The following is a 5,184-nucleotide window of genomic DNA, read 5'->3' as shown; positions in this document are numbered from 1 at the left end:
GTGACGTGATCCGATGCCGAGCTTATCTGCGAGATCATTGACGTTGTTTGCATCTAAAAACCCATCTTCGATCATTCGTAATGCACGTCCCACTGTGGTCGCTGTCCCAAGCCACGCGGGACTGCCGGGTGCCGTTTCTGGCCGGCAGCGCAGGCAAGGGCGGAACCCGGCGCGCTCCGCCGCCGCTGCGGTCGGATAGAACGTGACATTGGCGGACTTGGCTGGCCGCACAGGGCAGACGGGGCGGCAATATATCTTGGTGGACCTCACGCCGGAAAAGAACAAACCATCGAAAGTCTTATCACGCGCAATCCTTGCACGGTCACAGGTTTCAGCGTCAGGAAAGATTGGCAGCATGTCGTCCATTCCCTCTTGTCGCGTATGGCGCAGCCTTACGTCTAGCTGGAATCGGACCTGATCGGGGGATAGCGTCCGATTCCAGCCAGCTCAGTCGCGGCATGAATGCGATACCTGAGAAAATTCAAAGGTATCCCATGTCTCAACCCACGCAAAACACGTTCCTCGAAATCAGCCTGTTGGTAATCCTGTCATTTTTGTGGGGGGCTTCATTCACGCTCATCGAAGTGGCGATAGATACAATTCCGCCTGCTACAATCGTTTTTGGCAGGCTTGCCATTGGCGCATCGCTATTGGTGCTGTTTGCGCTCTGGCGCGGTGTCACGTTTCCTAGATCACCAGCAAGATGGGGTGCGCTGCTCTTACAGGGTATCCTTCAAAGTGCGCTTCCTTTCACGCTTATCAGTTGGGGCCAAAAATACATCGACAGCGGCCTTGCAGGGCTTCTCAACACGACGCCTCCCCTGTTTGTTTTCCTCATCGGCTTCTTTCTGTTGCGGGATCGGACCGCAGGAGCGCAGCAATTCACCGGCATCCTTCTGGGATTTGCAGGTGTGCTGATCATCATGGGACCGGCAGCTTTGGCAGGCGAAGGGAACTCTGTCCTAGGCCAGCTTGCGATTACAGGTGCCAGTCTGAGCTATGCTGTTGCTGCGATCTACGCTAAACGGTTTTCTGATCAACCGCCTGTGCTAACGGCAGCCTGTTCCATGGCGTTTGCTGCATTGCTGATGTTCCCTGTCTCGCTTTGGGTGGATGATCCTTTGAGCCTAGCCCCGACTGCTCCGGCTATCGCCGCCGTTGTCGCTATGGGCGTGTTCTCGACAGCAATCGCAATGGTGATCTACTTCCGTCTGGTCCGAATCCTTGGCCCACTCGGCGTCACGACAGGGAGCTATATGCGGGCGGGATTCAGCGTTCTCTTAGGTGTCCTGCTCCTTGGCGAAGCCCTTTCGCCAACACTGATCATCGGTCTTCTGATGATCTTTGGGGGCGTCGCAATCGTGACCGCGCATCTGAAACTGCCGACCCGAAAAAATGCAACATCATAGGAGAAAGACCATGTATTCGATATTGCTTGCGATGCTCAGACTATCTTGCTTGATCGGACGGGTGGACAGCAGGTCACTTCACAAAACACCAACCAAATACCATGTCATCACGCCTGAGTGTTTTGGTTATTGATCAATTAACTCCCGGCCTTTTAACTTCACCCAAAACCGAACGATTTTGCCAAATTTTATCCAAAGCTGCCCATCGTACGGATCGCGGCGGAGGTTTTGGAAGAACCCAAGTTGACAAATGCGCAGGCCAAATGAATGGCCGCTCATGCTTCTCGATCAGATAACCTTTGCCGTCACCACAATCTCAATCAGACATCCTTCGTCGAGATCAACGCCGATACACGCACGTTGCGGCCAGTTCTCTTCTGGTCCGATCCAATCGATCCAAATTGTGTCCATTTCCGGCTTCTGCTTTACGTCGCTGAGATAGACCGTCGCCTGAAGCAATCCAACTCGTCCGCTCCCGGCTTTTTCGAGGATGCGGTTGAGTTCATCCAGCGCATTCTGCGTCTGCGCTAGGATTCCATCTGAGCCCTGTGGATCAGTCGCGACTGCGTAAACAATTCCATCTGACATAACTGCTTCGCAACGGCCCAAACCCTCATATGGAAATCTTGTTGTGGCCACCTTCATGTCTCCCGTGTCGCATCAGTACTAAAACAGCGTAGTGCATGATGAACTGGAACGTCTATTGCGAAAGCCGACTTTTGAACCAGCAAGACGGCGGGTCACCTTAAAGTCAGAACGATGGTCATATCGCTAAAGAAGATGATCAGGTCCTAAAGAGGCCAGCCTGGCCATCTCTGAGCCCGTACATCTTCCGCAAAACAAAGAGGAAGATGTACTCATGAGAATGTCATTTGTGGATTGGGGGCTGCTTGGGTTTCTGTCGATATTGTGGGGTGGGACGTTCTTCTTCACCTCAATAGCTGTGGGCGAACTTCCTCCACTGACCGTTGTCTTTCTGCGCGTCAGCATCGCAGCACTTGCCTTGTTCATTTACCTAGGGATGAGAGGCATTAAATTGCCTGGAAACACGCAGGTTTGGCAGGCGTTCCTGACGATGGGATTTCTGAACAATGTCATCCCGTTCAGCCTGTTCTTCTGGGCACAAACGACCATACCGGGTGGTCTTGCTTCCATCGCAAATGCCGCCACACCGGTTTTTTCGATAGCCGTTGCGCATGTCATGTTGGCCGATGAAAAGTTCACTGTGAACAAGTTCTTTGGTGTTGTTCTGGCCTTGATAGGTGTTGGTTTCTTGTTTGGCGAAGAGGTTTCATCGGGGACAAGCATAGCGACACTCGGTCTAGTGGCTTGCCTGACGGCAGCGCTCTGTCAGGGCTTTTCAGTCGTGTACGGTCGACGGTTCAATGCATTGGGTTTATCCAGCTCGGTCACCGCACTGGGTCAGCTTGTTGGAACAACCATCATCATGTTGCCGGTCATTCTGTTGGTCGATCATCCTTGGACACTGAGGATGCCCAGTACGGCCGCTGTTGGTTCTATTATTGGTATGGCACTTTTTTCAACAGCACTGGCTTACATGATTTTTTTCCGTCTCCTTGCAACTGCGGGAGCTGTGAACGCCTCACTGGTCACGCTTCTGATTCCAGTCAGTGCAATATTGCTTGGGACTGGGTTTCTCGGCGAAGTATTGGCCACGACACATTTTGTCGGATTGGCTCTGATCTCGTGCGGGTTATTGGTGATCGACGGGCGGATGTTTCGATTGAGACCTGCCTAGTAGTCACGCCTGCCGCGTCAAAATGGGTTTTGGAGAAGCTTTTTCGAAGGATTTTCCAAGTCTAACAGAAAGCGTTTTGTGTCGATGCCGCCGCCAAACCCGGTCAGCTTGCCGGTTGATCCGATAACGCGATGACAAGGTATGATGATCGGGATGGGATTAGACCCGTTTGCGGCCCCAACCGCACGACTGGCCTTGGGTGTTCCCAGCTTTTCCGCCAGTCCCCCATAGGTCCGTGTCGCGCCAAAGGGGATCTCGGTGAGCAATCCCCAAACCCGCTTCTGGAAATCCGTTTCATGCAGGGTCAAAGGCAAATCAAACACCTCAAGAGATCCCAAAAAATACAACGATAGCTGTTCTTTCACTGCGTCAAAATGAACATCAGACATGGTCCACGTTGGCTGAGGTCCAAATGCTTTGTGACCGCCAGGAAAGCTTAAAAAATGTAATGATTTCTGATCGCCAGCCAAAAGGAGACGCCCGACGGGGCTGTCGAAATACGTATAGAATAGCGGTATGTTCTTCATGCTTTGGGTCTTCGAATGGATGAAGGCGAACGCCCATAAAGCTCTAGGAATGCGGCATTGAATCTGCGGACGCTGCCAAAGCCTGATTGAAAAGCGATTTCGGTGATCGAAAGCGAACTGTCACTCAACAGACGTTTGGCGCGCTGGATACGAACGGTCTTCGCAACTTGCATCGGTGATGCCTCTACATGCCGCAAGAACAATCTACTCAAATGGCGTGCGCCCACGCCCAATTTCGCGGACAACTCATCGACTGTACCGTTGTCGAGCGCCCCTTCTTCTATCAGGCGTAACGCGCGCGTGACCGTTGTCTGTGTCCCATTCCACGCTGCCGAAAATGGTGCCGTTTCTGGCCTGCACCGCAAACAAGGGCGAAATCCTGCTTTCTCCGCCGCTGCCGCTGTTGGGTAGTAGCTGACGTTCTTGGTCAGTGGGTGCTTCACCGGGCAAACAGGGCGGCAATAGATTTTGGTCGTTCGAACGGCCGTGAAAAACATGCCATCGAAACTTGGGTCGCGCCTGATCCGCGCGGCGTTGCAGGTTTCAAAGTCCAACATTGCGATACCTTATCTGTTCAAGCCACGGCTCGCGAGCCTTCGCGGATGATCGAGTCCGAAACCGACCAGTACTCGGCTCGACTTCGGATAGGCGGGCCGCCTAGAATTCTGGAAATCACAATGCTGCGGGAGGCCATGAGAAAGCCCCCAAGCAGAGATATAGCAATCGGAATGAATGTTGAAAGGTGAGGAGGGTATCATGCGGGGCAGTTGTCTATGTGGTCGGGTCAAGTACCTCATTCAGGGTGAACCAAGGCAAGTGGTTGGGTGCCATTGCACCCAATGCCGTAAAGCCTCTGGGCACTATGTAGCGGCTACGCAAACTCATAACGATCAACTTCAAGTCGAAAGACAGTCAAACATCACCTGGTTTCAATCTTCGACCACTGCACGGCGTGGGTTTTGCAAAAACTGTGGAAGTCAGCTCTTTTGGGCGAGGCTGGACAGTGCGCATACCTCTGTCATGGCGGGGACAATTGATGGAGACACTGGACTAAGAATGGATCGGCAACTCTACCCCGAGACAAAGGGTGACTATTATGCATTGCCTGACATCGAAACAGTTGAGCAATTCTCTCTGAAAATGGATCAATAGGGCGAATAATCTGAGCTGCCTTTGTGACCAGATGTACTAGTTGAGCGGACATTGGCGCAAGCGCAGCGAAAGAACGCTTGGTCCGCACCTTCCCCGTTCGCCGACCTCGAGATTTCACTATCGCAGCGAATGGCAGCTAAGCGGGCTGCGACTGCAGAAACCGGGGGCGTCACTGGAGGGCAGCTCTGGGCCGATTGTGTTCTCTAATCTGTCAATGTTCGTTTTCACTTTTGTGTTTTTCTGACGTCTGAGGTTGCCTTGGTTCTCTTCGAGCTCGCGGGCTCATGATGGGGTTGGCTGGGTGTGGATCGGCAAGGTTGAAACCGCGATCAGATTG

Annotated in this window: 7 protein-coding genes; 3 read left to right on the top strand and 4 right to left on the bottom strand. The window is 52.8% G+C overall.

The genetic code is table 11. The annotated features are described in order from the left end of the window. Positions 1-357: Ada metal-binding domain-containing protein (locus tag ACFWW2_RS05460; RefSeq protein WP_393926753.1), on the bottom strand; the 357-nt coding region annotated here is incomplete at its 3' end. A 137-nt stretch (positions 358-494) separates the two neighbouring features. Between ACFWW2_RS05460 and ACFWW2_RS05455 the strand changes: the two genes are divergently transcribed. Next, on the top strand, positions 495-1,409 hold the full coding sequence (locus tag ACFWW2_RS05455; RefSeq protein ID WP_393926751.1) for a DMT family transporter: 915 nt from the start codon (positions 495-497) through the stop codon (positions 1,407-1,409). Between the two features lie 288 nt (positions 1,410-1,697). Here ACFWW2_RS05455 and ACFWW2_RS05450 read toward each other — a convergent pair whose 3' ends face one another. Continuing rightward, positions 1,698-1,997, bottom strand: coding sequence for a Rid family hydrolase (locus tag ACFWW2_RS05450; RefSeq protein ID WP_393926749.1), 300 nt, complete (start codon positions 1,995-1,997; stop codon positions 1,698-1,700). Positions 1,998-2,274: 277 nt separating this feature from the next. Between ACFWW2_RS05450 and ACFWW2_RS05445 the strand changes: the two genes are divergently transcribed. Then, positions 2,275-3,168 carry a DMT family transporter gene (locus ACFWW2_RS05445; RefSeq protein ID WP_393926747.1) on the top strand — a complete coding sequence of 298 codons (894 nt, stop codon included), beginning with the start codon at positions 2,275-2,277 and terminating at the stop codon, positions 3,166-3,168. 17 nt (positions 3,169-3,185) lie between these two features. Here the strand turns inward: ACFWW2_RS05445 and ACFWW2_RS05440 are convergent, their stop codons facing one another. Together ACFWW2_RS05440 and ACFWW2_RS05435 are read right to left on the bottom strand one after the other, a co-directional pair. Beyond that, positions 3,186-3,695, bottom strand: coding sequence for a methylated-DNA--[protein]-cysteine S-methyltransferase (locus tag ACFWW2_RS05440; protein ID WP_393926745.1), 510 nt, complete (start codon positions 3,693-3,695; stop codon positions 3,186-3,188). Further along, positions 3,692-4,252, bottom strand: a complete 561-nt coding sequence (locus tag ACFWW2_RS05435) for a bifunctional transcriptional activator/DNA repair enzyme AdaA (RefSeq protein WP_393926743.1) — start codon at positions 4,250-4,252, stop codon at positions 3,692-3,694. The genes ACFWW2_RS05440 and ACFWW2_RS05435 overlap by 4 nt, the downstream gene beginning before the upstream one ends. Positions 4,253-4,427: 175 nt before the next feature. On the opposite strand from ACFWW2_RS05435, the gene ACFWW2_RS05430 reads away from it, so the two are divergent. Then, the gene (locus ACFWW2_RS05430) at positions 4,428-4,847 is read left to right on the top strand and encodes a GFA family protein (protein ID WP_393926742.1); all 420 of its coding nucleotides are present in this window, start codon (positions 4,428-4,430) and stop codon (positions 4,845-4,847) included. The last annotated feature ends 337 nt before the right edge of the window (positions 4,848-5,184 follow it).

The organism is Yoonia sp. R2-816 (assembly GCF_046762905.1).
GTDB lineage: Bacteria > Pseudomonadota > Alphaproteobacteria > Rhodobacterales > Rhodobacteraceae > Yoonia.
The sequence above is the reverse complement of the archived record's forward strand: the minus strand, read 5'-3'. Positions and strand labels throughout refer to the sequence as shown.

What these genes read in the sequence shown, in the direction of transcription:
- ACFWW2_RS05435 (WP_393926743.1), bottom strand. Translation starts at nt 4,252, where the DNA reads ATGTTGGACTTTGAAACCTGCAACGCCGCGCGGATCAGGCGCGACCCA.
- ACFWW2_RS05455 (WP_393926751.1), top strand. Translation starts at nt 495, where the DNA reads ATGTCTCAACCCACGCAAAACACGTTCCTCGAAATCAGCCTGTTGGTA.
- ACFWW2_RS05430 (WP_393926742.1), top strand. Translation starts at nt 4,428, where the DNA reads ATGTTGAAAGGTGAGGAGGGTATCATGCGGGGCAGTTGTCTATGTGGT.
- ACFWW2_RS05440 (WP_393926745.1), bottom strand. Translation starts at nt 3,695, where the DNA reads ATGAAGAACATACCGCTATTCTATACGTATTTCGACAGCCCCGTCGGG.
- ACFWW2_RS05450 (WP_393926749.1), bottom strand. Translation starts at nt 1,997, where the DNA reads ATGTCAGATGGAATTGTTTACGCAGTCGCGACTGATCCACAGGGCTCA.
- ACFWW2_RS05445 (WP_393926747.1), top strand. Translation starts at nt 2,275, where the DNA reads ATGTCATTTGTGGATTGGGGGCTGCTTGGGTTTCTGTCGATATTGTGG.